General features: G+C 55.4%; 18 protein-coding genes. 11 read left to right on the top strand and 7 right to left on the bottom strand.

All coding sequences use genetic code 11. The annotated features are described in order from the left end of the window. Positions 1-66 precede the first annotated feature (66 nt). A complete protein-coding gene (locus tag B5M42_RS20375) occupies positions 67-2394 on the top strand; it encodes a carbohydrate-binding protein (protein WP_134753575.1) in 2328 nt (775 codons plus the stop codon). Between the two features lie 262 nt (positions 2395-2656). On the opposite strand, the gene B5M42_RS20370 is transcribed toward B5M42_RS20375, so the two are convergent. Together B5M42_RS20370 and B5M42_RS20365 are read right to left on the bottom strand one after the other, a co-directional pair. Beyond that, a complete protein-coding gene (locus B5M42_RS20370; RefSeq protein ID WP_134753573.1) occupies positions 2657-4294 on the bottom strand; it encodes a response regulator in 1638 nt (545 codons plus the stop codon). Positions 4295-4300: 6 nt separating this feature from the next. Beyond that, positions 4301-6091 carry a sensor histidine kinase gene (locus tag B5M42_RS20365; RefSeq protein WP_134753571.1) on the bottom strand — a complete coding sequence of 597 codons (1791 nt, stop codon included), beginning with the start codon at positions 6089-6091 and terminating at the stop codon, positions 4301-4303. 301 nt (positions 6092-6392) lie between these two features. Here B5M42_RS20365 and B5M42_RS20360 point away from each other — a divergent pair, with 301 nt between their 5' ends. The 3 genes from B5M42_RS20360 to B5M42_RS20350 all read left to right on the top strand — a co-directional run bounded on the left by B5M42_RS20360 (position 6393) and on the right by B5M42_RS20350 (position 9594). Next, complete coding sequence (locus B5M42_RS20360) at positions 6393-7772, top strand: ABC transporter substrate-binding protein (RefSeq protein WP_134753569.1); 1380 nt, start codon at positions 6393-6395, stop codon at positions 7770-7772. 69 nt (positions 7773-7841) lie between these two features. Continuing rightward, positions 7842-8726, top strand: coding sequence for a carbohydrate ABC transporter permease (locus tag B5M42_RS20355; protein ID WP_134753567.1), 885 nt, complete (start codon positions 7842-7844; stop codon positions 8724-8726). Between the two features lies 1 nt (position 8727). After that, complete coding sequence (locus B5M42_RS20350) at positions 8728-9594, top strand: carbohydrate ABC transporter permease (RefSeq protein WP_134753565.1); 867 nt, start codon at positions 8728-8730, stop codon at positions 9592-9594. Positions 9595-9811: 217 nt separating this feature from the next. Here B5M42_RS20350 and B5M42_RS20345 read toward each other — a convergent pair whose 3' ends face one another. Further along, the gene (locus B5M42_RS20345) at positions 9812-10183 is read right to left on the bottom strand and encodes a winged helix-turn-helix transcriptional regulator (RefSeq protein ID WP_134753563.1); all 372 of its coding nucleotides are present in this window, start codon (positions 10181-10183) and stop codon (positions 9812-9814) included. A 149-nt stretch (positions 10184-10332) separates the two neighbouring features. Between B5M42_RS20345 and B5M42_RS20340 the strand changes: the two genes are divergently transcribed. Then, a complete protein-coding gene (locus tag B5M42_RS20340; RefSeq protein ID WP_134753561.1) occupies positions 10333-11190 on the top strand; it encodes an ABC transporter ATP-binding protein in 858 nt (285 codons plus the stop codon). Positions 11191-11656: 466 nt separating this feature from the next. Continuing rightward, entirely contained in the window at positions 11657-12205 is a 549-nt protein-coding gene (locus tag B5M42_RS20335) for a hypothetical protein (protein ID WP_134753560.1), read from the top strand. An 89-nt stretch (positions 12206-12294) separates the two neighbouring features. On the opposite strand, the gene B5M42_RS20330 is transcribed toward B5M42_RS20335, so the two are convergent. Next, positions 12295-12618, bottom strand: a complete 324-nt coding sequence (locus tag B5M42_RS20330) for a hypothetical protein (protein ID WP_134753558.1) — start codon at positions 12616-12618, stop codon at positions 12295-12297. Between the two features lie 627 nt (positions 12619-13245). Here B5M42_RS20330 and B5M42_RS20325 point away from each other — a divergent pair. From B5M42_RS20325 to B5M42_RS20305, 5 genes are all read left to right on the top strand, one after another. After that, positions 13246-14817, top strand: a complete 1572-nt coding sequence (locus tag B5M42_RS20325; RefSeq protein WP_230633070.1) for a beta-1,3-glucanase family protein — start codon at positions 13246-13248, stop codon at positions 14815-14817. Positions 14818-14971: 154 nt separating this feature from the next. Continuing rightward, positions 14972-16126 carry a stalk domain-containing protein gene (locus B5M42_RS20320; protein ID WP_134753556.1) on the top strand — a complete coding sequence of 385 codons (1155 nt, stop codon included), beginning with the start codon at positions 14972-14974 and terminating at the stop codon, positions 16124-16126. Positions 16127-16281: 155 nt separating this feature from the next. Continuing rightward, entirely contained in the window at positions 16282-17127 is an 846-nt protein-coding gene (locus B5M42_RS20315; protein ID WP_134753599.1) for an Rpn family recombination-promoting nuclease/putative transposase, read from the top strand. A gap of 79 nt (positions 17128-17206) precedes the next feature. Further along, on the top strand, positions 17207-19840 hold the full coding sequence (locus B5M42_RS20310; protein ID WP_134753554.1) for an ATP-binding protein: 2634 nt from the start codon (positions 17207-17209) through the stop codon (positions 19838-19840). Positions 19841-20154: 314 nt separating this feature from the next. After that, positions 20155-22536 carry a glycoside hydrolase family 6 protein gene (locus tag B5M42_RS20305; RefSeq protein WP_134753552.1) on the top strand — a complete coding sequence of 794 codons (2382 nt, stop codon included), beginning with the start codon at positions 20155-20157 and terminating at the stop codon, positions 22534-22536. A 100-nt stretch (positions 22537-22636) separates the two neighbouring features. On the opposite strand, the gene pdaA is transcribed toward B5M42_RS20305, so the two are convergent. The 3 genes from pdaA to B5M42_RS20290 all read right to left on the bottom strand — a co-directional run bounded on the left by pdaA (position 22637) and on the right by B5M42_RS20290 (position 24764). Continuing rightward, complete coding sequence (pdaA, locus tag B5M42_RS20300) at positions 22637-23431, bottom strand: delta-lactam-biosynthetic de-N-acetylase (protein WP_230633056.1); 795 nt, start codon at positions 23429-23431, stop codon at positions 22637-22639. 192 nt (positions 23432-23623) lie between these two features. Further along, positions 23624-23743 (bottom strand): sporulation protein YjcZ, encoded by a 120-nt coding sequence (locus B5M42_RS20295; protein ID WP_134753548.1) that lies wholly within the window; start codon positions 23741-23743, stop codon positions 23624-23626. 112 nt (positions 23744-23855) lie between these two features. Then, entirely contained in the window at positions 23856-24764 is a 909-nt protein-coding gene (locus B5M42_RS20290) for an NAD(P)/FAD-dependent oxidoreductase (protein ID WP_134753546.1), read from the bottom strand. Between the last annotated feature and the right edge of the window lie 57 nt (positions 24765-24821).

Genomic DNA, 24821 nt, shown 5'->3' with positions numbered 1-24821 from the left:
AATGAAATCGATTACAGAAAACGTTTACAAAATCCGATCATCCATTTCAGGGGGGGACAATCATTCATGAAGCAATCCCATAACCGCAACCGTTTGGCCAAAACGCTGCGCGTACTCCTGCCGACGGCGCTGACGGCTGCGCTCGGCATCGGCCTGCTGCCGGCAGCGATATCCGCCGCCGGCCCCGGCAAGATCGAAGCGGAAAGCTATGCCGCAATGAACGGCATTCAGACCGAAGCGACAACCGACGCGGGCGGAGGCCTTGATGTCGGCTGGATCGACGCCGGCGATTGGCTCGATTACGCGGTTGTCATTCCGGCCGCAGGCACCTATACGGTCAGCTTGCGGGTAGCCAGCCCAAGCGGCGCGGCCGGCGGCGCGTTATTGAAGAACGGAACCACCGTGCTGGCCACCTATGACGTGCCAGCGACCGGCGGCTGGCAGACGTGGACTACAGTGACCCAAACGGTAACGCTCGCGGCCGGAACGCAAACGCTTCGTCTGGCGGCAGCGGCAGGAGGCTGGAATGTGAATTGGCTGGATATTCAATCGTCCGACGGTACGGCGACAGCGCAGGTGTATTTGAGTTCGGAATCAACAACGATCGCGCCAAAAAGCGGCTCCTGGTATTCCAATACAGCAGGCGGTATGGCGGGCGTGCCCTATCAATTAAGCAAGCAAGGCGATGTAACGTTGACCGCACCGACAGGCGCCAGTGCCGCAGCCACGATTAACGTTGATCCGTCGATCCAGTATCAGACGATGCTCGGTATTGGCACTTCGCTGGAGGAGTCAACGGTCTACAACATTTCGCGCATGTCGGCGGCCAAGCAGGATGAGGTGCTGCGCAAGCTGGTCGACCCGGTGAACGGAGCGGGCATGAACCTGATCCGGATCGCCTTTGGCACATCGGATTTTACGGAGCGTACGTTCTATACCTACGACGACGGGACGGCCGACCCGAATCTGACCCGATTTTCGATTCAAAAAGACATCGATTACAACATCATCGCTACGGTGAAAAAAGCGCTAGCGATCAATCCGAACATCAAGGTGTTTGCGTCCTCCTGGACAGCGCCGAACTGGATGAAGGATAACAACAGCCTGATTGGCGGCCATATGCTGACGCAATATATCCCGAATCTGGCGACCTATTATCGCAAAGCGATTCAGGCGTATCAGGCGCAAGGGATTCCGATTTACGCGCTGACGCCGCAAAACGAGCCGTTGTACCTCGCGCCGGACTACCCGAGCATGGGCTTGACCGTCGATCAGGAGCGCCAGCTGATTGTCGCGCTGAAATCCGAGTTTGACGCCAACGGCATTTCAACGAAAATCTGGGCGTTCGACCACAACTTCTCCGACGCCTCATACGCGACGCAGCTGCTGGCCAACGCTTCGGCGAACGCCGCCATCGACAGCACCGCTTTCCACGACTACGGCGGCAGTCCGACGACCATGACCGATGTACACAATGCGTATCCGGGCAAAAATGTGCTGGTCACCGAGCGCTCGGTGTGGGGAACGGCCGGAGCCGACCGGATTGCGCAATATTTCCGCAACTGGGCGACCGGCTACGTCGCTTGGGTGACCATGCTCGACACGAACATTTCGCCTGAGCAGTGGACCGGCGTACCCGATCCGACGTTCCTGATTCAAAGTGCGTCCAACCCGAACACGTATTGGGCGCTGCCGGAATATAACATGGAAGCCCAATACTCCAAATTCGTCAAGGCAGGCGCGAAAAGAATCGCCAGCGATTACGGCTCGACCGGCGCGGTGACGAACGTTTCATTCCTCAATCCGGACAATACCATCGTCAGTGTCGTGATCAACCAGAATGCGAGCAGCAAGACGTTCAAGCTCGTCGCTGAAGGCAAGGAGCTGCTGGCGACGATTCCGGCCCAAACGGTTGGCACGTACATCTGGAACCGCACGGGCTCGGGCACGAACCCGCAAACGAATTTGCTCGCCAATCCGGGGCTGGAATCCGGCACGCTGAGCGGCTGGACCGGCGAATGGCATGCGGGTGCCTTGGCGCAAAAGGTCGACACGGACAATCCGCAGTCCGGCAGCTACAAGCTGACGCATTGGGCCAATGTGGCCTATCAGCAGCTGACGAGCCAGCTTGTCGCTGTGCCGAACGGCACATATCAAGCCAGCGTCTGGGTGCGCTCCGGCGGCGGTCAGAACGCGCTGCGGCTGTTTGCGAAAAATTACGGCGGCGCCGAGAAAACGGCCGAGGTCGGCTCGGCAGCCGTCGCCAACTGGACGCAATATACGATCAGCAATATTCAGGTGACCAACGGTCAGGTCGAGCTGGGCATCTGGTCGGACGCCAATGCCAATAACTGGTCGGCGTTCGACAGCTTCAGCCTGTTCAAGACGAACTAGGAAGGTGAGAGGAGCGGCAATCAGGCTCGCCGCTGCCGCGAAGCTGCGTGGCGAACGGATGCGCGCGAATCGCGCAGCGGCGTGGCAAGCGGATGCCTGCGAATCGCGAAGCGGGTGTAGCGAACAGATATCGCCGATCGCGAATCTAGGGCTGCCGCCGCTGCAACCAGCGCCATCCAACAACAAAGCCTGAGCGGGAATAACGAAGCCCGCTCAGGCTTTTGTTTGCGCGCAGGTCCGGGCTTGCACCCCCGCCGCCGCTTTATTTTTTCATATCCATAATGTTTTTCTTGTATTGCGAGGGCAGGATGCCGGCCCATTTTTTGAACGTCTTCGTAAAATGCGCTTCGTCGAAGTAGCCGACCTCTTTGGCGATGGATTGAATTTTATGGTCGCCGGACTGCAGCATCGCTTTCGCTTTTTCGATCCGGTACTGGTGGACGTAGTCGAGAAAGTTGATGCCCAGCTCCTGCTTGAACAGGGTGGACAAATACGTGCTGGACACAAACAGCTCCTTGGCCACTCCGGCCAGCGAAATGCCGGGCGAGTTGTAGTGCCGGGCGATGTAGTCGAGCGCCTGCTGGATTTTGCGCCGCGGCGTCTTGTTGGAGTTGAGCGCTTCGACCAGTTGCTGGATCGCTTTGGACACCAGGCCGGCCAATTCCTCATACGTTTCCAGCACGTCGATTTGTGCGGGCAGGCTTTTGAACGTTTCCGTAGACAAGCGTTCGGCGACGCCCAGCTCTTCGGCCAGATGCAGCAACCGCACGACCAGGGAATAGGTGTGCATATTGATCGTCGAGCGGTCATACAGGTTCGGATCGTGGAACCCCGTCAGCCACAGCTCGGTATCGTTCAGCGCTTCGGCGTACAGCCCGGCGCGCAGCTGATCGACAATCGATTGCTCCAGCTTGACCAGATCGGTGTCGCTGCCCGGCTCCGCTGCCGGCGCTGCGGGCGAAGGCACGTTGCGGTAAAAAAAGCAGTTGCCCGCGCCCTTGTAGAACCGCATCTGTACCGCTTCATGCGCCTCACGGTACGCCTCGCTCAGCAGATCGATGCTTTCTTTGGAGTCGCTGACGCCGATCGTCGCCGACACCTTCAAATACTGGTTCAGATTGTTTTGCAGCCGCTCCAGCCCCTTGTTGAGCTTGTCCAGCGTCAGCTCGTAGGTGCCGTTGCACACCGCCAGCACCTCCTGCTCCTTGATCGCGACTTCAATCGGCTGCAGCAGCGCGTGCTCTAACGTCTCTTGAGCGATGTTGCCGATGGCATACTTGATCAGCTCCATATCGCGCGGCGGCAGCTTCAGCTCGCGCAGCGATTTGCCGTCGGGATGGATCGCGATCACGAGCACGTGCTGCGCGGCAATCGACATTTGCGCCTGATTCATCAGCGCCTTGCGGTCTTCATTTTGCAGCTTGGGCGCTTGCATCCATTGCAGCAGCAACTGCGAGGTCGCCAGCTTGCGGTTCATCCGCAGCTCGAATTGCAGGCCGGTCAAGTCGGCGGCGACGCGCATTTTGTCTTGCACCCGCTGGACGACCGACTGGAACGTGGTGCGGATGTCGCGCGGCGAGCACGGCTTGATCAAATAATCGACGACGCCGAGGCGCAGCGCCTTTTGCGCATATTCGAAATCGCTGAAGCCGGACAGCAGCACGCAGGCAATGTCGAGCTTGCGGCTTTGCACCTCGGCGATCAGCTGCAGCCCGTCGATAATCGGCATGCGGATGTCGGTGAGCAGGAGGTCAACGTCGCCCGATTCAAGCAGGCGCAGCGCTTCCAGCCCGTTTTCGGCTTGGCCGTAAATATGAATGCCGAGAGCGGACCAGTCGATCATGGTCAGCAAGCCCTCGCGCACGGTGCGTTCATCTTCTACGATGAGTAAATTGAGCATGGTCGGTTACCTCCACGTATTGGGCAGAATCAAGCGAATGCGGGTGCCGGAGCCGCCCACGCTGTCGATCTCCATTGCGGCCTCCTCGCCGTAATACAGGCGCAGCCGGTTGCGGATATTGAGCAGGGCGTAGCTTTGCTCGGTGGAGCTGGCCGGTTCGCCGGAGCGCAGCTTTTCGCGCAGCTTTTCCAGCGCCTCTTCGGCGATGCCGACGCCGTTGTCGGTGATCTCCAGATGCAGGACGCCGCCTTCCTCGGGTACGACGACAGCCACATGGATGTGGCCGACATCGCCGCTCAGCGGCTCGATCCCGTGCACGACGGCATTTTCCACCAACGGCTGCACAAGCAGCTTGGGCACGCTGAAGTCGCGGATATCGGTCGTCACTTCAATTTCGTACGTCAGCTTGTCCGGAAAACGCATCTTTTGCAAAAATAAATAATGTTCAGCCAGCTTCAGCTCCTGATCCAGCGGAATGACGTCGCGCCCGGCGCTCAAGCTGATCTTGAACATCCCGGAGAGCGAATAGATCATTTCGGCGACGAGCGGGTCCTTGTTTTTTTCCGCCGACCACGCGATCGTATTTAAGGTATTATACAAAAAATGAGGATTGATTTGCGATTGCAGCACCTTCAGCTCCGATTGCTTTTGGCGGATTTCCGACTCAAACACGTTCTCGATCAGCTCGTGGATGCGCTTGACCATAATATTGTAACCGCTGGCGAGCTGGCCAATCTCGTCGCGGCTGTTCACCGGCACCTGCTGGGTGAAATCGCCCTTCTGGAATTTTTTCATCGAAATGACGATGTGCTTCATCGGCTTGGTAATGACGCTGGCGACAATCCACGAGACGATCACGCTGAGCAGCAGCGTCAGAATGACAATCAGCGAGGTAATCCACTTGATCCGGTTCAGCTGCTCCACGAGTGCGGCCCGCGGCTGCACGACCAGCACATGCCAGCCCGTCACCGTCGATTCGATATGGGTATACAGCCATTTGTCGGCGTCTACTGCGCTTTCGACCGCTTCGCCGGGCTTGTGGCCCGCGACCCAGTACGGCAGCTCCGTTATCGAATGCCCGATCCAACGCCCGCCGCTGTCCGACAGCACCGTGCCGTCGTCTTGGAACACGACGATTTCCGTCTGGCCGAGAAACGGCGAATACGATGCGCGAATATCGCGTTCATCGATGCCGAGAATCAGCACGCCTTCGGGCTTCATATTGGTGTAGCTTTTGAGCACCTTGGTCAGCAGCAGCTTGTTCATGTTGTCGCCGTGAAAAATGCTGTTGCTGCGATTGGGCAGCTCAATGCTCCAATTGGCGATTTTCGGATTGGCCAAAATGCCGTCATAATGAAACCTTTCACTATATTCCTCAAACGGAATCGCCGACGACAGCCCCTTGTTATTAAACTGCATCGTTTGAAAATGCGCCGAATACATCGTCAGAAATTGAAAATACGGGCGCGTCACCATCAGCCGGTTGATCGAATCGACGACCTCGCGGCTCGACACATACGTCTGCGAATCGGAATTGAGCAGCTGTTGAATTTCCGGCGTCAGGAAGATGTAGTCCGTAATATTCAGCGCATCCTGAGCTATATAATCGAGATGATCGACAGCTTGGGTGGCGATGCCTTCCTGCTCCAGCCCGGTTTTCGTCATAATTTCATTGACTGCGGTCGTATAAGCGAAAAAACCCGTCGTCATGATCGTGCCGATCAGCAGCGGGACGAACCAAAGCAGCAGCTTGCGCAAGAGCGGCAGATTGTAATACCAGGCGGCTAATGGCTTCATGTTCCAGCCCTTCTTTGTACATAAGTTTTGTATATAGGATAAATCAACTATTCAATAGAAATGCGAAAAAGGCAACAAGGAAAACGCTTACATATAAGAAATATACAAAAACTTCTGAAATGTGTACAAAAGGACCCGCCACCGGGTTGAAAATCGGCCGCTTTGTACAAGGGCATCCGACAAAACGTTTGGAATCATACAAAAGATACTGAAAAACGCTATCTAATAATTTCCGTTTACCCCTCCTATAATAAAAAGTGTAGAGAAACACAAAAAAACATTCTCGAAAAGGTGGGTAAACATGAAAACGCTCAATATGAAAAAAGCGGCGATCGGTTTAACAATTTTGTCGACGGTAGCAGCATTGACCGCTTGCGGCGGCAACAGCACAGATACCGGCAGCAGCGCCACTTCGACGGCGGCAGCAACAGCAGCCGCAACAGACAAGCCGGCAGAAAAAGTAACGCTGACGTTCTTTACGAACAACTCCGACCGCACGGCCGGCCAAGGCAAAATCGAGCAGGAATTGATCGATCAATACACCAAAGAACATCCAAATGTTGAAATTAAAGTCGAAACCCTCTCGCCAGATCCGCAATATCAGGATAAAATTAAAGTATATAACGCTTCCAACAACCTGCCGGACATCATCAGCTCCTGGGGCAACAGCAGCTTCCTTGGACCGCTGCTCTCGAACAACTCGCTGGCCGAAATCGACCGCGACTCGCTCAAGGACGCAGGCTTCATCCCGGCGGCGCTTGACGGCTTCAGCGCTAACGGCAAGCTGTACGGCTTCCCAAGAAACTCCGACTTCTTCGTGCTCTACTACAACAAGAAAATTTTCGCTGACAACGGCATTCAGGTTCCCAAAACAACAGCTGATCTGAAAGCAGCGATCGACAAGCTGAAAGCGAACAAAATCGTACCGATCGCAATGGACGGTCAAGATCCTTGGCCATCGGGTATCTGGTTCGATACGCTCGTACAACGCGCTTCCGGCACGTGGGACGTTTCCCACAAAGCGATGGATCGTTCCGGCTCCTTCAAAGATCCGGCTGTTGTAACCGCAGCGACTGAAATGCAAAACTGGATCAAAGCAGGCGCGTTTGGCGACGGCTTCCTGAACAACGATTACGGCGCAGCGCGCAACATGTTCGGCCAAGGCAAAGCGGCGATGTACATGATGGGCGAGTGGGAAATGGGTATCGCTACAGACGCCAACTTCCCGGATGAAGTGAAAAACAACATCGGCGCATTCTCGTTCCCGACGATTGACGGCGGCAAAGGCACAACCGACGATCTGACAGCTTGGTTCGGCGGCGGCTACTCCGTATCGAACAACTCCAAGCACAAAAAAGAAGCGATCGACTTCCTGACTTGGATGTTCCGTCCGGACGGCTGGGCGAAATCCGTATGGCAAGCAGGCGTGACGTTCCCGGCTCAAAAATACGATCAATTCCAAACAGGCAAAGAAACGCCGGTTCAAAAAGATCTGACAACGATCTTCAACACAGCTAAATCCTACAGCGGTACTGTGAACCAGGATAAATTCACGCCAGACACACTCAAAACCTACTACGATACGATTCAAAAGCTGGAATCCGACAAAATCAATCCGCAAGACTTCTCGAATTCGATTGACGACACGGCTGACAAATCCAGCAAAGCTACAGCGAAGTAAATTCCATAACCGGATAGGGGCTGCGGTCTTTCACGTGGCCCCTTATCTATAGGATAGGATGAGGGCCGAATGCATAAAATCATTAGCGATAAAAAAACCATTTTCCTGCTCGTTTTCCCCGGCCTTGTGCTGTTTGCCGGAATGATCTTTGTTCCGCTTGTCGTCAGCTTGTACTACAGCTTGACGAATTGGGACGGCGTCGCAGGCTACCAAATGATCGGGTTCGATAACTATTGGGAAATTATGCGCCACGACAGCGTGTTCTGGAAGGCGCTCATGAATTCCATCTGGCTCGGACTCGCCCTGGTGTTCCTCCAGCATCCGTTTGCGATTTTTATCGCCATGCTGGTGCAATACTGCGGCCGGTGGGAGAAGCTGCTGAGGATATGTATTTTTATCCCGTCAATCATTTCCACGTTCGTATCGACCAAGCTTTGGGTCAGCATTTTTAACACGCAGTTCGGTTTGTTAAACCATGTGCTCGAAGAGATCGGCCTCTCCAGCTGGAAGCAGGATTGGCTAGGCAAGCCGGAGCTGGCGATTGCCTGTATCATTTTCGTCTGCATGTGGCAAGGCTTTGGTTACGCGTTTTTGCTTTACTACGCAGGTGTCAAAGGGGTGCCGCGCGACTTGTACGAAGCGGCGATGCTCGATGGAGCGACGCAAACCCAGCTTAATTTGAAAATCGTATTGCCATTGCTCGGCCCGATTTTGCGGGTCAATATCGTTCTGGCAGTCGTCTCGGCCTTCAAGCAAATGGAAACCGTCTTTTTGCTCACGAGCGGCGGGCCGGCCAACAGCACGCAATTCCTGTCCACGTATTTGTATTCCAAAGCGTTTCGAGAAGGTCTCTATGGATACGGCAACGCTATCGCCATCCTGTTTGTGGTTATTTGCCTCGTTGTCACCGTCGGGCTTAACCGCGTGATGAAACGGGAAGTAGGTGAATTTTAATATGAAAAACAAAGTACAAGAACATATCGTCACCGTCGGCGGCAATAAAGGCTTGCTTCGCATTTTGTTCGTTGTGTTCATGGTCGTGCTGGTCGTGCTGGAGCTGTTCCCGCTCATTTGGCTTCTGGATTTCTCCCTGCTGAAAAGCGGTGATTTCTACGGCTCGTCCCTGCTCAAGTGGCCGAATCCGCCGATGTGGAAAAACTACACGGACGCGTTCAAAAACGCCCACATCCCGCTGCTGTTCGCTAACAGCCTGCTCGTCACGCTAGTCTCGATTCTGATCATCGTCGTGTTCTCCGTGTCGATGGGCTACGCGTTTACACGCATGGAATGGAAGCTGAAGAAGCCGGTGTTCGCGCTGATCATGGTCGGCATGATCATTCCGATTTACGCTACGCTGCTGCCGAACTTTATTTTGTTCAAGGAAGCGGGCATTCTCAACAGCTATTTCTCGCTGATTCTGCCGTATGCGGCGTTCCAGATCCCGATCAGCATGTTCCTGATCTCCGGTTTTATGGAGACGATCCCGCGGGCGCTGGAGGAAGCCGCCGTCATCGACGGCTTGAGCGTACCGGGCCTGATCTTCCGCGTAGTTCTACCGATTCTGCGGCCGGCGCTCGCTGCCGTTGCCGTTATCGCGTTCCTCGCTTGCTGGAACGAATTCATCATGGCGGTCACGTACATCGACAAAGATTCGCTGCGCACGCTGCCGTTTGCCGTCGTCTACTTCATGGGGCAATACTCCTCGAACTACGGCGCGCAATTTGCGGTATTGTCAATCATCGCGATTCCGTCGATTCTGATTTACCTCTTGTTCACCGATCAGATTACCCGCGGCATTACCGCCGGCTCCGTCAAGGGCTAGGCGAAGGCTGCAAACGACAAAGGAACGGTCCGAAATCCAAAAATGACCCCAAAATCCACAGTCAAGTGGAGAGTGGGGTCATTTTTATGGCATAGGGGTGAAGGTTGGGGGGGCAAACAGCCTCCTTATGGCAGGCAACGTGCTCCGGTAGTCGCGCGAGCTGCGGAAAGGGAGGCCGCCGCCTGCTTGAAGTCGGCATCACCCGTTGCAGGGCTGTTTATGACTCGGGCTGCGGCTTGGCTGCGGCGATATCGGGGCAGCAAGCGGACGCTTCGCCGGGCAGCTCCACCCAGTCGCTCGACCAGCGGCCGATTTCGCCGAAAATCGGCGCAAGCGCACGACCTTTATCGGTTAACGAATATTCGATACGGACGGGACTTTCCGGGAACACCTCGCGTCTGACGATGCCTTCCTGCTCCAGCTCCTTGAGCCGCTCGGAAAGCACCTTGCCGCTGAGATTGGGCAGTCCGTTCTCAATGTGCACAAATCGTTGAGGGCCGGCCAGCAATTGAAAGACGATCAGCGCCGTCCAGCGCTTGCTCAAAATTTCAATCGCTTTTTCAAATCGGGGACATAGCTGTTGATTCATGATCATCACCTCGAATTATGTAGCTTTATTATAGCGCATTTTGTGCTGCAAATCATTTGACAGCGAAAGTGAGAACGATTATCATTGTAAATAGTGAGAACGATTATCAATCTCTATATATAAACCCGAAGATGAAGGAGCGAGTGTGCATGACCGGATTGGTGGCGGAGCGGCTGCAGATTGCGTATGGCAGCCGGACGATTGTAGAGGAGCTCAACCTGCAGATCCCGACGGGAAAGATTACGGCGCTGGTTGGAGCGAACGGCTCGGGCAAGTCGACGATGCTCAAAGCGATGGCGCGGATTCTCCGGCCGTCTGGCGGCGGCGTGTTTTTGGACGGCGCTTCGATCCACCATATGCCCACGAAGGAGCTGGCCAAGCAGTTGGCGATTCTGCCGCAAAATCCGGTCTCTCCGGAGGGCTTGACCGTGCACGAGCTCGTCTCTTACGGGCGGTTTCCGCATCAGCGCGGCTTTGGCTCGATGAGTCGCGAGGACCGCGAGATGGTGGCTTGGGCGCTGGACGTAACCGGCTTGGCCGACCTGGCCGACCGGGCCGTCGAGCAGATGTCGGGCGGTCAGCGGCAGCGGGCCTGGATTGCGATGGCACTGGCGCAGGGCACGGATATTTTGTTCCTTGACGAGCCGACGACGTTTCTCGATATGGCCCATCAGCTGGAGGTACTCAAGCTGCTGCTGCGCATGAACCGCGAAGAAAACCGGACGATCGTGATGGTGGTGCACGATTTGAACCATGCCGCGCAATATGCAGACCATATTGTCGCGATCAAGCAGGGCCGGGTGCTGTACGAAGGTTGCCCGGCCGAGGTCGTCACCTGCGACATGCTGCGCGAGGTGTTTGCGATTGAAGCCGACGTAGTGCCCGACCCGCGCACAGGCATGCCGCTGTGCCTGCCGTACGGGCTCGTCGGCGAAGCCGCTGCGGCGCTTGCGCCTGCCGCCGCAGGCACGGATGCGCGGCCGCTGGAAGCGGCAGCCGCGCGTTAAACGTCGCCCCGCGTCGGGCGACGGATGGCAAGACCTTGGGCTTCCGCCTGACATGACTGCGGAAGCCCAAGGTCTTTTTGCGCGGCAGCGGCCGTCGCTGCGTCTGCGCAACGTCGCCGGCGGCCGTCGCTACCGCGCGATGTAGCCGCGGTCACCGTGCGGCTGCCGACCGCCAGCGGCGAGCGGCCCGCTGCCCGTGACGCGCGACGGAAGCTGCGCTGCCGGGAACCGGCCCGCCGGCTCCCGCCTTCAGCAAACCTTCAGCTTGCATTCAGGCGCGTTTCAGCTATCGCTGCTATACTGCAAGCAATCGGACAGCGAGGGCTGCAGGGGCCGAAGCCGGAGGCGCTGGAGCGCTGAAGGCAGGGATATTCTGGAAGCCTGACGAATGAGGAAGACGGTATTGTACAACCGAATTTCAGGGCAATCTGAACGTATAGAGCAGCGTCAATGAGGGGGAGTTAGGATGAGAGAACGGGAAGCGGCAGTTCGCCAAACGGCGTGGATTCCGCGGAAAGAGAGATTTGGCGTCACCATCGCCGCCGCAGCTGCGCTGGTGCTGCTCGTGTGGCAGCTGTGGAGCTTGGCGCATATGCCGGCGCAAACATGGCACAGCCGACAATTTGAGCATACGTTCAAAAATTTCGGCTCGAACGCCCGGCTGCTGCTGTTTTTCGTGCTGGCCTATTACGTGCTGCAGCGCATCATCAAGCTGCGGCAGCTGAGCGGCTATACGCAGGTAAAAAAATGGCTGGCGATCCTGCTGCGCTTTGTCCGCACCTGGCATACGCCAGCGGCGATCCTCGCGATCGCGCTGATCATTTTGCACGCGGTTGCCGTTTTTTTGCACGGCTTTGTCTGGGATTTTAACAATATCAGCGGCTTGCTCGCGCTGCTGGTTTTGCTTCCGGTCCCCGTATCCGGGCTGCTGCGCTACAAACGGCTGGACCGCAAATGGCATCTGCGCCTGGGGCTGGCCTTTGCGATATTGTTTCTCATTCATGCATTTTTGTGACTAGGCGTACATGGAAAAAGACCTCATCTTCGAAGCTTCGGAGGATGAGGTCTTTTTTTATCCGGCTCGACTCAAGGGGGGAGATGAGCCTATAAGCAATTCGTTTTGACCGTAAGCGACACGGGACTTGCGCCGCCGTATTTCGGCGCAACAGTAAAGGTATAGTTCGTGCAGGCCGTCAGCGTGTAGTCGGTGTAGCCGTAGCTGGCGCCCGTGTAGATCAGCGCCCCGTCCCGGTACAGATTGTAAACCGTGTTGTTGTTTTCGCCGGGGGAGTAATCCCACAGCAGTGCGACAAAATTCGGCCCTTTGTAGATCGCGCGTAGATTCGTCGCGGCGTCCACCGTGGCGGTCGAAAAGAGCAACGTTAGCGCGGTAAGCGCAACGCTTGTTTTTTGCAGCAGCTTCATCATCTTGCCTCCTTGATTCTGAGTAATGGCTGTTCCAGCAGCCCATTTTATTGTACAGCGGAAAAACCGGAAAATTCTGCAAAAGTTGTATCTGAAATGAGCACTATTGTGACTTTCTACAAGCCGATAAGCAGCGAGCCGCATCGCCTGAAGCATTCGAAAATTTTAGGATATTTACGAAAATGAACGAAAGTAATTTATATGTGCAAAAAACCATAAAAAGCAAAAGTTCATGAAGAAAATACCGATAACCAAGGATAAATTTACAAAAAAACCAAACCAACGTGCTCCAAATCGAATATTTTCGTTAAATTTTCGGATAAAACCGATTGACTACTCGAAAATTTCGAATTATATTGGTTATAAATCCCTGCCGATTATCTGGTTTCATGTACCTGAAAGCGTTAACAATTTCGAGCCTATCGTAACGCCCGGGCAGGAGAAAGGCCGAAGGAGGGACATTGATAAAAGTAAGCGCTTACTATAAAGCGCAGGCTCGTTCGCGGACAGACGTCCCACAGGCGTTGTCCTGACGCCGCGCAGCTCAATTTGTCCGTGGAAGGCGGGATCATTAACCGTAATATCCAAACTCAAAATCAAATGGAGGCGAATTCGTTGAAGAAATTTTTTATGCTTTGCGCACTGCTGATTTTTGCCAGCATGCCGTTGTTTATCGTGAACGTTGCAGCGGCCGATTATACGAATGGCGTTGATGTATCGGGCACGACGGCGACAATCTGGTTCAAATCGAATGTCAGCACCACTTGGGTAGATGTTCATTACACAGTGAACTCCGGCGCCCAGCAAAATCTCCGCATGACCTACAACAGCGGTAAAACCCGCTATGAGCAAAATGTGACGGGCGTCGCTTCCGGCAACGTCATCAGCTATTCCTTTACGTACAATAACGGTTCCCCGGCTTACGACACAGGCTGGTTCTCCTACACAGTAGGCAGCACGGGCGGCACGACAACGGTCGCAACGCCATCGTTCAGCCCTGGCGGCGGCACGTATACGACGGCCCAGAACGTAACGATCACGACGTCGACCAGCGGCGCGACGATCCGTTACACGACGGACGGCAGCACGCCAACCGGCTCTTCGACCGTATATTCCGGACCTGTGAACATTTCCTCGTCCAAAACGCTGAAAGCGATTGCGATCAAATCCGGCATGACCAACTCGGCCGTTGCCAGCGCATCGTTTACGATCTCCAGCGGCGCATCCAGCATCAACTCGATCGCGGCCTCCTCGATTCCGGCTCCGGTCGGCAGCGGCGTGATGTCGGTGAAAGTAATGAACGGCACGAACGGCGCTTATCCGGATAGCCAAATTTATTGGGGTGTGCTCGGCATCAACCCGGCTAACGGCAAATGGAGCTATCTGGACCTGAGCGGCAACCTGCTGCCCATCTCCAATGCCTTGAACGACGCTTCGGGCCATCTGACGAAAAACGGTCAAAACTATGCCAACATCTATCACAAAATCAGTGACGCCGGCTGGGCCAGCATGCCGAAAGTCACCTCCGGCCGCATGTTCATTTGCGTAGGCTCACCTTGCTACATCAAAACATACGACACAGGCTTCGCCGGTCCGGACATCAACAATCCGAGCGACCCGAACCTGAACGTATACTTTGACTTTATCGAATTTACCGTCGACAACGACGGCTACCACGGCAACACTACGCGCGTCGACATGTTCGGCTTCCCGCTGCAGCATCGTCTGGTCAGCAACGGTGGCTTCGACCAAACCGTGGGTGAGTTCGAATCCGAAACGCGTTCCGGCCTGTTTACGAAATATTCCAATGAAGTGCCTACAGCATTCAAATCGCTGGGCACGGTGCAAGCGCCTTACCGGATCGTTGCGCCGATCCACGGCTCCTTTGCTGCGGGCGGCGCCAACGCTAACTACTTCGCCGGCTACTCGTCCTACTCGACGCAGGACATCCTGCGCTGCGACGGCGCGCTGACGAATGCGCAAACCTGCGCCGCCATCAACCGCCACGTGCTGAACGACAGTAACTGGAACATCGTCAGCAACTATTACAAAGCGGCTCCGGCCAACTATTACGCCAAATTCTGGCATGACCACAGCATCGGCGGTCTCGCCTACGGCTTTGCTTACGACGACGTCAATACGCAAGCCGCTTACTTGGAGATCGGCAGCCCGAAAGGCTTGATCCTGCGCGTCGGCTGGTAATCCGGCTGTTGCCAACCTGCTAAACAACTGCAAGCATCCTTCGGCATTTATGTGCCGGAGGGTGCTTTTTTTCTGTAGCGTGTCTATCGTTGTGCGGTTATAATTTTCCTTATTATTCATTTAACTATATGAAATAAAAAGGGAGCGTATTGGATTGACACAACATCGCAATGACACCAAACAAGTCGTGAGCCAAACTGGAAAAAGAGCTGCTGCATGGCTGCTCGGCTTGATCCTGCTGCTGGCTTTGTTCATCCCCGCGGCGCAGGCGGAATCGAAATTAATTGCCGACCCGGCACTGGAAAAAGTTGTTCGTTCTTCTATTCATAAATCCTCCGGCGAATTGACGCCAGACGATTTGTTGAAGCTGAAGGAAATTTACGCTTTTCAAAATGAAGGCATTACAAGCTTAAAGGGATTGGAATATGCTAAAAATTTAACCATGCTAATTGTCAGCGGCCAACCGCTTGATAGTTTGGCTGAAATTGCCGAACTGACGAAAATCAATTTCATTGATATTTCAAACACGCAGGTTGCCGATCTTTCGCCGCTCAAAAATTTGACTCAACTGCGGCATTTGAGTGCAAGCCATGCAAACATTTCCGATTTGCGGCCACTGGCCGGCCTTACCCGTATGAATGAGCTGTTCCTTGCCAACAACCAGATTGAAGATGTGACCCCGCTGGCTTCCATGCGGTTCGTTTGGCTGGAGCTTTCCGGCAACCGGATCAACGATCTTTCCCCATTATGGCTGAATGGCGATTCGCTGGGGTATGTGTATGTGTCCGACAACAGCATTGCCGATTTATTGCCGGTCCTTACTTCGAACCACTTGAATACCGTGTATGCCGACGGCAACCCGCTGGACGAATACAGCCTTGTTGCGCTGCGTTCCTTGCAGGAGCAAGGTGTGGAAGTGAAATTCGACGATCAGCCTGCGCCGGGTATTTCAGTAGAAATTGATGGTGAATGGTTGGCGATTGACGGCCAAGTGCCATTGTTGATAGACGGCAACACTTTTGTGCCTTTGCGGAGTATTTTTGAAGCGCTGGGTGCGAAGGTCGACTGGAATCAGGCGGATCGTTCCGTTATGGCCGTTAAGGGGAGCTCGCAGATCAAGCTGCAGATCGGTAGCCGCAAGGCCAGTGTGAACGGGACTGAGGTTAAGCTGGAAGTGGAGCCGCAGCTGGTCGGAGACTACACGATGGTGCCGGTGCGGTTTGTCAGCGAAGCGCTGGGTGCCGAAGTGAAGTGGGATGGGGTTACGCGGACTGTGTCCATCCGCACAACAGGAACAACCACGAATTGAGACAAGCCAAGATTCACCGGCACCGACAGCGGCTCCAGCAGCGCTCGATCCAACGGTCGAGCTGGTTTTGTTTTTCGTCCCTTTTTGCGCTCAACGGCTGCCCGAACCGACAGCCTCATGGTATACTGTAAGGGAAGAGGAATGGGGTGGTGCTGTTGTTCGACAGACTTGATCCGAAGGTGGATTTTGTATTTAAGCGGATTTTTGGCGTTGAAGAAAACAAGGATATCCTGCTGGATTTTCTGAATGTTACGTTAAGGGAAAGCGAGCCGCGTCCCATTACGGATATTCAAATTTTAAATCCCTACTTGGATAAAAATGCGCTGCACGATAAACAATCCATTCTGGATATACATGCCCGAACCTCCGATGGCAAGCAGGTGAACATTGAAATTCAACTGTTCAACCGCTACGATATTGAAAGGCGTACATTGTATTATTGGAGTAAGATGTATGCTGCTCAATTGGAAGAAGGTCAAATCTACAAAAATTTGAAAAAAACAATCACGATCAACATTTTGAACTTTAATTTTATTCCCAATGAACGTTACTATAACTTGTTTCACTTGCGGGAAGAGCATACAGGGATCGTCTTAACGGATCATATCGAAATTCATTTCATGGAATTGCCCAAGCTGCAAGAACGGCAGGCCAGTTTATCCGACAAGCTGGTCAAATGGCTATTGTTTCTGAAAGGCGTAGATAAACCTGAACTATGGGAGGTTATTGCGATGAATGAGCCGGCGCTGCAAAAAGCGATGGATACGCTTGAGTTTTTGAGTCAAAATGAGGAAGCCCGCAGGCTTTACGAAATGCGTCAAAAAGCGCTGCATGACGAAGCATCGATGATTCACGGCGCCAAGGAAGAGGGCAAGCGCGAAAAGGAAATGGAAGTGGCGAGCAACCTGCTTGCTATGGGGCTGGAAATCGCCAAGATTGCGCAGGCGACCGGGCTTTCGGAAGACGAGATCCGGCAGTTACAAGAATCACAGGCTCATTAATTCACGTAAAGTCGTTCTTCCGAACGGCTTTTTTTGTAGACGATCGCAGGCAGGCCTGCCATTGGAGGTGTGACAACTTGTGAAAAAGCTGTGGGTCGGCCTGCTCGCGGCAGCGGCAGTCATACTTGGATTTGTTGGCTGGCTGCGGCTGGCCGAATGGAATGAAGGTCCACCGCTAGCCTTTGAATACCGTTGGGGCGATTCGCCGGCGGCCGGTGACGATTACGCCTGGCTGCACGGCTCTCCCGGAACCGATTGGCTGCATGCTGCCGACGGTCCGGAGCTGTCCGTTAAAAACGGGCGCGCGCTCTGGCTGCAATTCCATGTACCCGAGCGTCTGGCTTGCAGCGACGATTGCGCCTTTTACGCCTATGGTCTTATGCAAAATTACGAGGCGTTTGTGGACGGGAAACGGGTCTTTCAAAATACCGATGGAGCGGGCATGAAGTTTCCGCGCTACGGGCTGAATATGTTTGGGCTGGGTCCCGATCCGGCGGGCAAAACGCTACATATCCGCTTGACCTCGGACGGCCGCTTCATCGGCCTTTCCGGGCCGGTCCTTATCGATTCCCGATTTCAGATTGTCAATCAACTGTGGAAGCGGGATATGGTGCAGCGGCTTCCGTTTATTACGGCGTTTATGCTGCTGGCCGTTTATTTTATCCTGCTGTATTGGCGCAGGCCAAGGGACAGGCATTTGCCGTATCTGGCGCTATTTTTAGTGCTGGTGAGCGCTTGCTACGTCAACAACCTGTATATTCGCGTCTTTATATACGACAATCCGTATTTCTGGAACCAATGTCTGGCAGCATGCACCAGTTTGGCACCAATCGCACTTTGTTTGTTCATGGAACGTCTGGCTGCTTCACACCGTCGTTTCTTTCGGTGGCTCGCGATGCTGCAGGCCGTGGTGGCCGTTTGCTTTGTCGGGTTTCAGCCCTATGACAAGCTGTGGGCCGTTGACGGGTTTAATGGGCTGCAAATTGCCACGATTGTCTTTACCGGCTATGTGCTGCTTCGGCTGGCCCTTCGGGATCGGGAACTGCGGCTCGCCGCTGCAGGCTTTGGCATATTTCTGGCGTTAAGCTTGTACGATTTCGTGCAGGTCATGGTCAGGCCTGGAACGTATTACGTCTCGCAATACGGCCTGCTGCTGTTCGTGCTTTGCCTGTTTTATTTGCAGCTGCGGCGAGCGGAGCGCGATCATCGTCATCTGCAGCTCTATTCCAAGGAGCTGAATCATTATGCCCAAAAGCTGGTCTTGCAAAATCAGGAGCTGGAGCGAATGGCGCGAGTCAAGGACCAACTGCTTGCCAATACCTCGCACGAGCTGCGGACGCCGCTGCACGCGATGTTAGGGTTGGCGCAGGCGCTGGTCGACGGAAGCGACGGGAGTGACGGGGCCATGAGCCATACGATGCGCGACGATTTGCGCTTGATGATGAGCAGCGGCGAACGATTGAGCCGATTGATTGACGACCTGCTCGATTTTTCCGTGCTCAAGCGTGCGGAGATCGTGCTGAAGCGGGAAAAGGTCGACTTGGCGCTCATTTCGGAAAACGTTATCGGCTCCTTGCGACCTCTCCTGCAGGGCGGTGCCGTCACATTGAGCAATCATGCGCGGACTCCGATCTATGTAGAAGCGGATGCGGCGCGGCTTGAGCAGATTTTGTACAACCTGCTTGGCAACGCCATCAAATTTACGCGTGAAGGTGCGATCGATTTGCATGCGGCCATCTGCGGTCCAGTTGCAGAAATTCGCGTGACCGACACGGGGGACGGCATACCGGAGGACCGTCGCGAGCTGATTTTTGAGCCGTTCGAGCAGGGGCCCGCTCAGGAATCGGGCGTCCTTCAGCGCGGCGTCGGGCTTGGACTGGCGATCACCCGCCAATTGGTTGAGCTGCACGGCGGTACGCTTCGCGTCGAGTCCGCGCAGGAACAGGGGGCATGCTTCATTGTGACGCTGCCGCTGGCGCAGCTGGCTCAGGAGGAGAGCGAAGATTTCGTTTCTGCAGAGCTTGCCGCTGCAAAGCCGTTGTGGTCGGCTCTGCCTGAGGTCGCGGCTGCGGCCGACCCGGAGGCGCTTGTGCCCGAGTTACAGGATAACGGGACCGCGCGCATTCTGGTCGTCGAAGACGATCCGGTGAATGTCCGTGTGCTGCTGCGGTATTTGAGCGCGCAGGGATGGGGCGTGCAGGTCTGCCGTACAGGTACGGAGGCGCTGGATAAGCTGCGCGAAAGCTTGTTTGATGTGATACTGCTTGACGTGATGCTGCCGGATATGTCCGGCTATGAGATATGCCGCGCCGTTCGCTGCGATTATGAGTCGCAGGAGCTGCCGGTGATCATGCTGACGGCCAAGCAGACGGCCGGGGATATCGCGCAGGGCTTTGCGGCCGGGGCCAGCGATTATGTGACGAAGCCCTTTTCCAAACAAGAGCTGCTGGCGCGGATCGAAGCGCGTTTGCAACTGAGCGTGGCAGCCAAAACGAAGTCCAAAATCACCAAGGCGGAGAAGGTGATTTTGACGTATTATTACAACTATCCTGAACTGGGTCGCCGGGAAATGACGGAGCTGCTGAACCGCGAGAAGGAATTTCCGATTACGGAAAAAACGATGGCTAACCACATTAATCATATTTTGAAAAAAATCCCGGCAACCAGCATGGCCGAAGCGGCCCGAATCGCCAAGAAAAAGCATTGGTTGTAAGCGGCGGCGTTGCCGCAGACGAAGTCCCTCGGAAGCGGGCAGGAAGCGATTCTTGCAGGCGAAGAAGGGATTTTTTTTCGTGCAAAAAGCAATCGGGCCTGTCCGTTGTCCAGACCTATAACGCTCATGGGTCTGCCCGGAACGACGCCTACAGGCAAATTAGGTCTGTCCGTCAGCCGTTCGGTTCCGCTATGCTTCGGCTACGGGCTGCAGGATTGCCGTTCAGCCTGAATGCGGACAAGGCGAGGAGGATTCGGAAAACGTTTTACGAACGGACGGCTGATTTCTACATTTTACGAAGGAGTGCAGAATGAATGAAAGTACGTATGAAACGAAATTTGCGGCACAGTTTGCTGGCTGCGCTTATGGCCCTCGTCATGCTTGGCGGCTTGCTGGCCATTGAAGCGCCGGCCGCTGCTTTGGAGTCCCACGTGGACAATCCGTTTGCCGGGGCGACTGCTTATGTAAACCCCGATTATTCCAGCGAGGTTGAACAATCGATCACGATGACGTCCGACCCGCTGCTGCAAGCCAGAATGGAAACCATCAAATCCTACCCGACTGCGGTATGGCTGGATCGCATTGCTGCAATTAATCCATCGGGCGGGCGCAGCCTCGTCGATCATCTGGACCAAGCGTTGGCCCAGAAGCCGATAGGGGGAGCGATTACCGCCTCTTTTGTGATCTATAATTTGCCCGGACGCGATTGCGCGGCTTTGGCTTCTGGCGGCGAGCTGCCGCTGAGTGCGGCAGGGCTGGCCCGTTACAAATCGGAATACATCGACGTGATAGCGGGTATTTTCAGCAATCCCAAATATCAGGATATCCGGATTGTGACAATGGTTGAACCGGACGGCTTGCCGAACCTGACGACGAATCTGAGCGATCCCGAATGCAAGCAGGCGTCGGATTCCGGTATTTATGTGCAGGGCGTGCAATATGCGCTGGACAAGCTTTCGGCGATTCCGAACGTCTACACGTATATGGATATCGGGCATTCCGGTTGGCTTGGCTGGGATGCCAATCTGAGCGGCGTCGTGTCGCTGTTTACGACGACGGTGCAGGGAACGAAGAAGGGCTTCGCCAGCGTAGACGGCTTTGTGACCAATACGTCCAATTACACGCCGGTCGCCGAGCCGTTTTTGACCAATCCGAATCAATCCGTCGGCGGTAGTCAGGTGAAGACGGTTAACTTTTATAGCTGGAATCCGAACTTTGACGAGTCCGACTATACGGCAGCGCTTTATACCAAGTTCACGCAGGCCGGGTGGCCATCCACGATCGGCTTTCTGATCGATACGTCGCGCAATGGCTGGGGCGGAGTGAATCGTCCGGCGGGAGCCAGCGGCAGCACGGCAGCCGCTTACGTGACTAACAGCAAAATCGACAGACGCGCGCACCGCGGCCTGTGGTGCAATCTGAACGGAGCGGGACTTGGCTATGCGCCGCAAGCGGCTCCGGCCGATTTTGCCGCTTCGCATCTCGATGCCTTTGTCTGGAACAAGCCTCCCGGCCAGTCCGACGGCTCCAGCGTCAACATTCCGAATAGCGACGGGAAAAAGCCGGATCCGAACTGCAATCCGAGCTATGTCTTTCAAGCGGCCTCCGGCTCCAATCCGGCGATTTTGTCCGGGGCGATGCCGAACGCTCCACTGGCGGGCCTCTGGTTCTATGATCAGTTTAAGATGCTGATCAATAATGCTTATCCGGCTGTGACGCCGACGCCTCGCTTATCGGCACGCCAGTTGCCCGGCAGCAAAGCCGAGCTGACATGGTCCAATCTGGGCACCGGGTATACGTACGACATTACGGCGAAAACAAAGCTGCTAACTACGACGGTGACGGTGCCAGGTATGCCAACGAATCTTACCGGGTCCAGCGCAGTCGTAGAAATCCCCCAAATATTTACGATCTCCAAAGCGCAGTTTCAGATCACGGTCAAAAACAGCTCGGGCGCCGTTATTTCCAAATCGGCTTGGGCCACGATCACGCCGCTGGATTTCCGCATGTCGGCTTCCTATGGCGGCAACTATCCGTATTTTCCGATGATTGCGTGGAGTCCGGTCTATGGAGCTTCGTATTATGTGGTAGAGCGTTCTACAGACAAATCTACGTGGATCAATCCGGCCAATAACTATGCCGATCCGGCCGTCGGCTTTACCGATACGACCTTCGAGCCGGGAAAAATTTATTATTACAGGGTTTGCGCTGCCGGACCCGATCGTAATTTCACTGATTCCTGCTCGGCTGCACAAATGGTTGTGAACACCAAGGCCGTCTATTTGCTGCGCGAGATGAACAGCCGGAAGATGCTGGATGTGAATAACAACGGTACGGCCGACGGAACCAAAATTCAGCTCTGGACGCAAAATAATTCCGATGCCCAGAAATGGCAGTTTAAACGCATCACCGACACCGATTACACGCTCGTTCACGTATCCAGCGGCAAGACACTGGACGTGATGTATGCCGGCACGGCCAACGGTACGGCTGTGCATCTATGGACGCCTAACGGCGGAATTTCACAGGTGTGGCGGGTGACGCCCAATAGCGACGGAACGTTATCGCTGCTGAACCCGAACAGCAACAAGCTGCTGACGGCGAGCAACAACGGGACGGCCGACGGCACGCAGATGGTCGTTCAGGATGCCAATGCCAGCGCAGCTCAAAAATGGACGTTGCTGCAATACCCGTAAAGCATAAGAGACGAAAATAGGGGAAAACCAGCTCGCTGAAGCCGCGGGCTGGTTTTTTTATGGGCGAATTTGTTAGCCGTCCGGCAGCGCTGTCGACGCTTTACGGCCCCTTCACCGTCATCTGGTCGAGGCTTTTGAACGTATAGCCTTGCTTGCGGGCATCGTCGATGATTTGCGCCAGTGCTTCGGTGTTGTCCTTGGACACGCTGTGCAGCAAAATGACCGCGCCGGGATGAAGCTGGGCCATCACGCTGTCGTAGGCGAATTGCCGGCCTCTTTGATGCTTGACGTCCCAGTCCTTGTAGGCGACAGACCAGAACACGTTCGTGTAGCCGAGCTGCCGGCTGACGGCCAGACTGCGCTCGTTGAAGATGCCGCGCGGTGTGCGCAGGTAGCGCATTTCTTTTTGCCCCGTGCGGGTTAGCGCTTCGGTTTTGACTCGGTTCAGCTCGTTTTCCAGCTTGTCGGCGGAAATTTGGCTGACGTCAGGGTGGGACCACGAATGGTTGCCCAGCAGATGACCTTCGTTCACAATGCGCTGCAGCAGCGCCGGCTCGCTTTCAATATAATGGCCGGTGACGAAAAAGATCGCAGGCACTTGCTTTTCCTTCAGAATGTCGAGAATTCGCGCGGTGAACCCGTTCTCATAGCCGTTATCAAAGGTGAGATACAGTTCCTTTTGCGCGGTGTCGCCGGTGAAAACGGCCCCGTATTTTTGCAGCAGCGGCTTGAAGCCTTCCTGATCGATGGACGGCAGCGAGCCGTTTTTGCTTTTTTGAAAGCCAAAATGGTACGGGCCTCCGGCTTGCGCAGCCGATTCCCCAGCCGTGGCCGCGGCCGTAGTCGTCCACAGCAGCGTCAGGACCAAAGCAAAGACGGGCAGCAGTCGGTTCATAAGGCGTAAAGCTCCTTCCAGCATGATGATGGGAAACTGCTACTTAATTTCCACGTCCGGGCGGGCTTTTATGTGTACAGCGGCTGACGGCGGGCAAGGGGAATGCTGGAAAAGGGCTATAGCGCGACGTCCCGACGCCGCACAAAAAAAACGACCGTCCGGCAGCCCGGGCGGTCGCTTCATGTCGTTCGATCAGATGGCGAACGAGCGAGTGATGATAACCAGCAGAATGAACAGAACCAGAATTGCAGCTGCGCTCGTACCTACACCGTAGCCTACTCCACAACCAACGCCTGCACCTACAACACCCATGCTTATCAGCCTCCAAGTTTTAAAGTTTGTTAAGGACTTACGAAAACAGCATATGACGTCAGGGGACAAAATGATTGGGTGAATGTACAGAATTGCAAAAAAGCGCACAAAGCTAGGCAAAAAAGCTTTCCTCCGTCAGCTGCCCGTTGATGCCGATCGCGGCGCGGCCACCTGCGGCAGCGGCAATGACGAGCTGGGAGGGGGCGAATACGGAAGCGTCGCCGGCTGCGAAGACGCCCGGCACACTCGTGCGCCCGAAGCCGTCGGTGACGATGCCGCCCATCACGTCAAGCTCGCAGCCAAGCTCGCGGCCGAAGGGCGAAGCGGGCAGCCACAGCGGGGTAACGAAGCCGCCGCGCCGCTCGCTGTGCGTGCCGTCGGCAAAGACGACCCGCTGCAGCTGTCCCTCCGCGCCCGCGAAGGCCTGGATCGGCTGGAGCTGTACGGCGATGCCCTTGCGCTCCAGCGCGCTGCGCTGCTCGGCCGTCAAGCCGGGCGTGCCGTTGGCGCAGACGAGCAGATCGCGGCTCCAGTTGTAGACGAGCTTCGCCATATGGAACAACTGCTCGCCGGCCGAGACGATCACGAGCGGCAGGTCGCGCAGCTCCCAGCCGTCGCAATACGGGCAATTGAACAGACTGCTGCCGTAATGCTCGCGCAGGCCGGGAATCGCCGGCAGGCTTTCCTTCAGCCCGGTCGCCAGCAGCACCTTGCGCGCTTCGAAGCGGCTGCCGTCGGCCGTGATGACGACAAAGCCGGCTGCTCCCGTGGGTCGCACGTTCGTCACCTCGGCCTTGCGCTGCTCGACCGACGGGTAGCGGGCGACCTCGGCCCGCGCGATGTCGCGGAACTGTCCGGGCGTCACGCCATCGCGGGTGAGAAAGCCGTGTGATTGGCGCGTCACGGCGTTGCGCGGCGCATCTCCGTCGAGCACCAGCACCGAGCGCCGGGCGCGTCCAAGCAGCAGCGCGGCGTTCAGTCCGGCCGGCCCGCCGCCAATAATGATGCAATCATGCAGCATCGCAGAGTCCACTCCTTACAGGTCAAATCAAAGCGATTTACCGCATACATATACGAA

This window comes from Paenibacillus athensensis (genome assembly GCF_004514475.2).
Lineage (GTDB): Bacteria > Bacillota > Bacilli > Paenibacillales > NBRC-103111 > Paenibacillus_AL > Paenibacillus_AL athensensis.
This window is presented reverse-complemented; position numbering and strand designations above follow the sequence as displayed.

Bases quoted from the DNA above. Each gene is read 5' to 3' on its own strand.
- B5M42_RS20345 (WP_134753563.1), bottom strand. From the start codon at position 10,183: ATGAATCAACAGCTATGTCCCCGATTTGAAAAAGCGATTGAAATTTTG.
- pdaA (WP_230633056.1), bottom strand. From the start codon at position 23,431: ATGAACCGACTGCTGCCCGTCTTTGCTTTGGTCCTGACGCTGCTGTGG.
- B5M42_RS20325 (WP_230633070.1), top strand. From the start codon at position 13,246: ATGCTTTGCGCACTGCTGATTTTTGCCAGCATGCCGTTGTTTATCGTG.
- B5M42_RS20365 (WP_134753571.1), bottom strand. From the start codon at position 6,091: ATGAAGCCATTAGCCGCCTGGTATTACAATCTGCCGCTCTTGCGCAAG.
- B5M42_RS20290 (WP_134753546.1), bottom strand. From the start codon at position 24,764: ATGCTGCATGATTGCATCATTATTGGCGGCGGGCCGGCCGGACTGAAC.
- B5M42_RS20360 (WP_134753569.1), top strand. From the start codon at position 6,393: ATGAAAACGCTCAATATGAAAAAAGCGGCGATCGGTTTAACAATTTTG.
- B5M42_RS20305 (WP_134753552.1), top strand. From the start codon at position 20,155: ATGAAAGTACGTATGAAACGAAATTTGCGGCACAGTTTGCTGGCTGCG.
- B5M42_RS20375 (WP_134753575.1), top strand. From the start codon at position 67: ATGAAGCAATCCCATAACCGCAACCGTTTGGCCAAAACGCTGCGCGTA.
- B5M42_RS20330 (WP_134753558.1), bottom strand. From the start codon at position 12,618: ATGATGAAGCTGCTGCAAAAAACAAGCGTTGCGCTTACCGCGCTAACG.
- B5M42_RS20340 (WP_134753561.1), top strand. From the start codon at position 10,333: ATGACCGGATTGGTGGCGGAGCGGCTGCAGATTGCGTATGGCAGCCGG.
- B5M42_RS20350 (WP_134753565.1), top strand. From the start codon at position 8,728: ATGAAAAACAAAGTACAAGAACATATCGTCACCGTCGGCGGCAATAAA.
- B5M42_RS20295 (WP_134753548.1), bottom strand. From the start codon at position 23,743: ATGGGTGTTGTAGGTGCAGGCGTTGGTTGTGGAGTAGGCTACGGTGTA.
- B5M42_RS20355 (WP_134753567.1), top strand. From the start codon at position 7,842: ATGCATAAAATCATTAGCGATAAAAAAACCATTTTCCTGCTCGTTTTC.
- B5M42_RS20370 (WP_134753573.1), bottom strand. From the start codon at position 4,294: ATGCTCAATTTACTCATCGTAGAAGATGAACGCACCGTGCGCGAGGGC.
- B5M42_RS20335 (WP_134753560.1), top strand. From the start codon at position 11,657: ATGAGAGAACGGGAAGCGGCAGTTCGCCAAACGGCGTGGATTCCGCGG.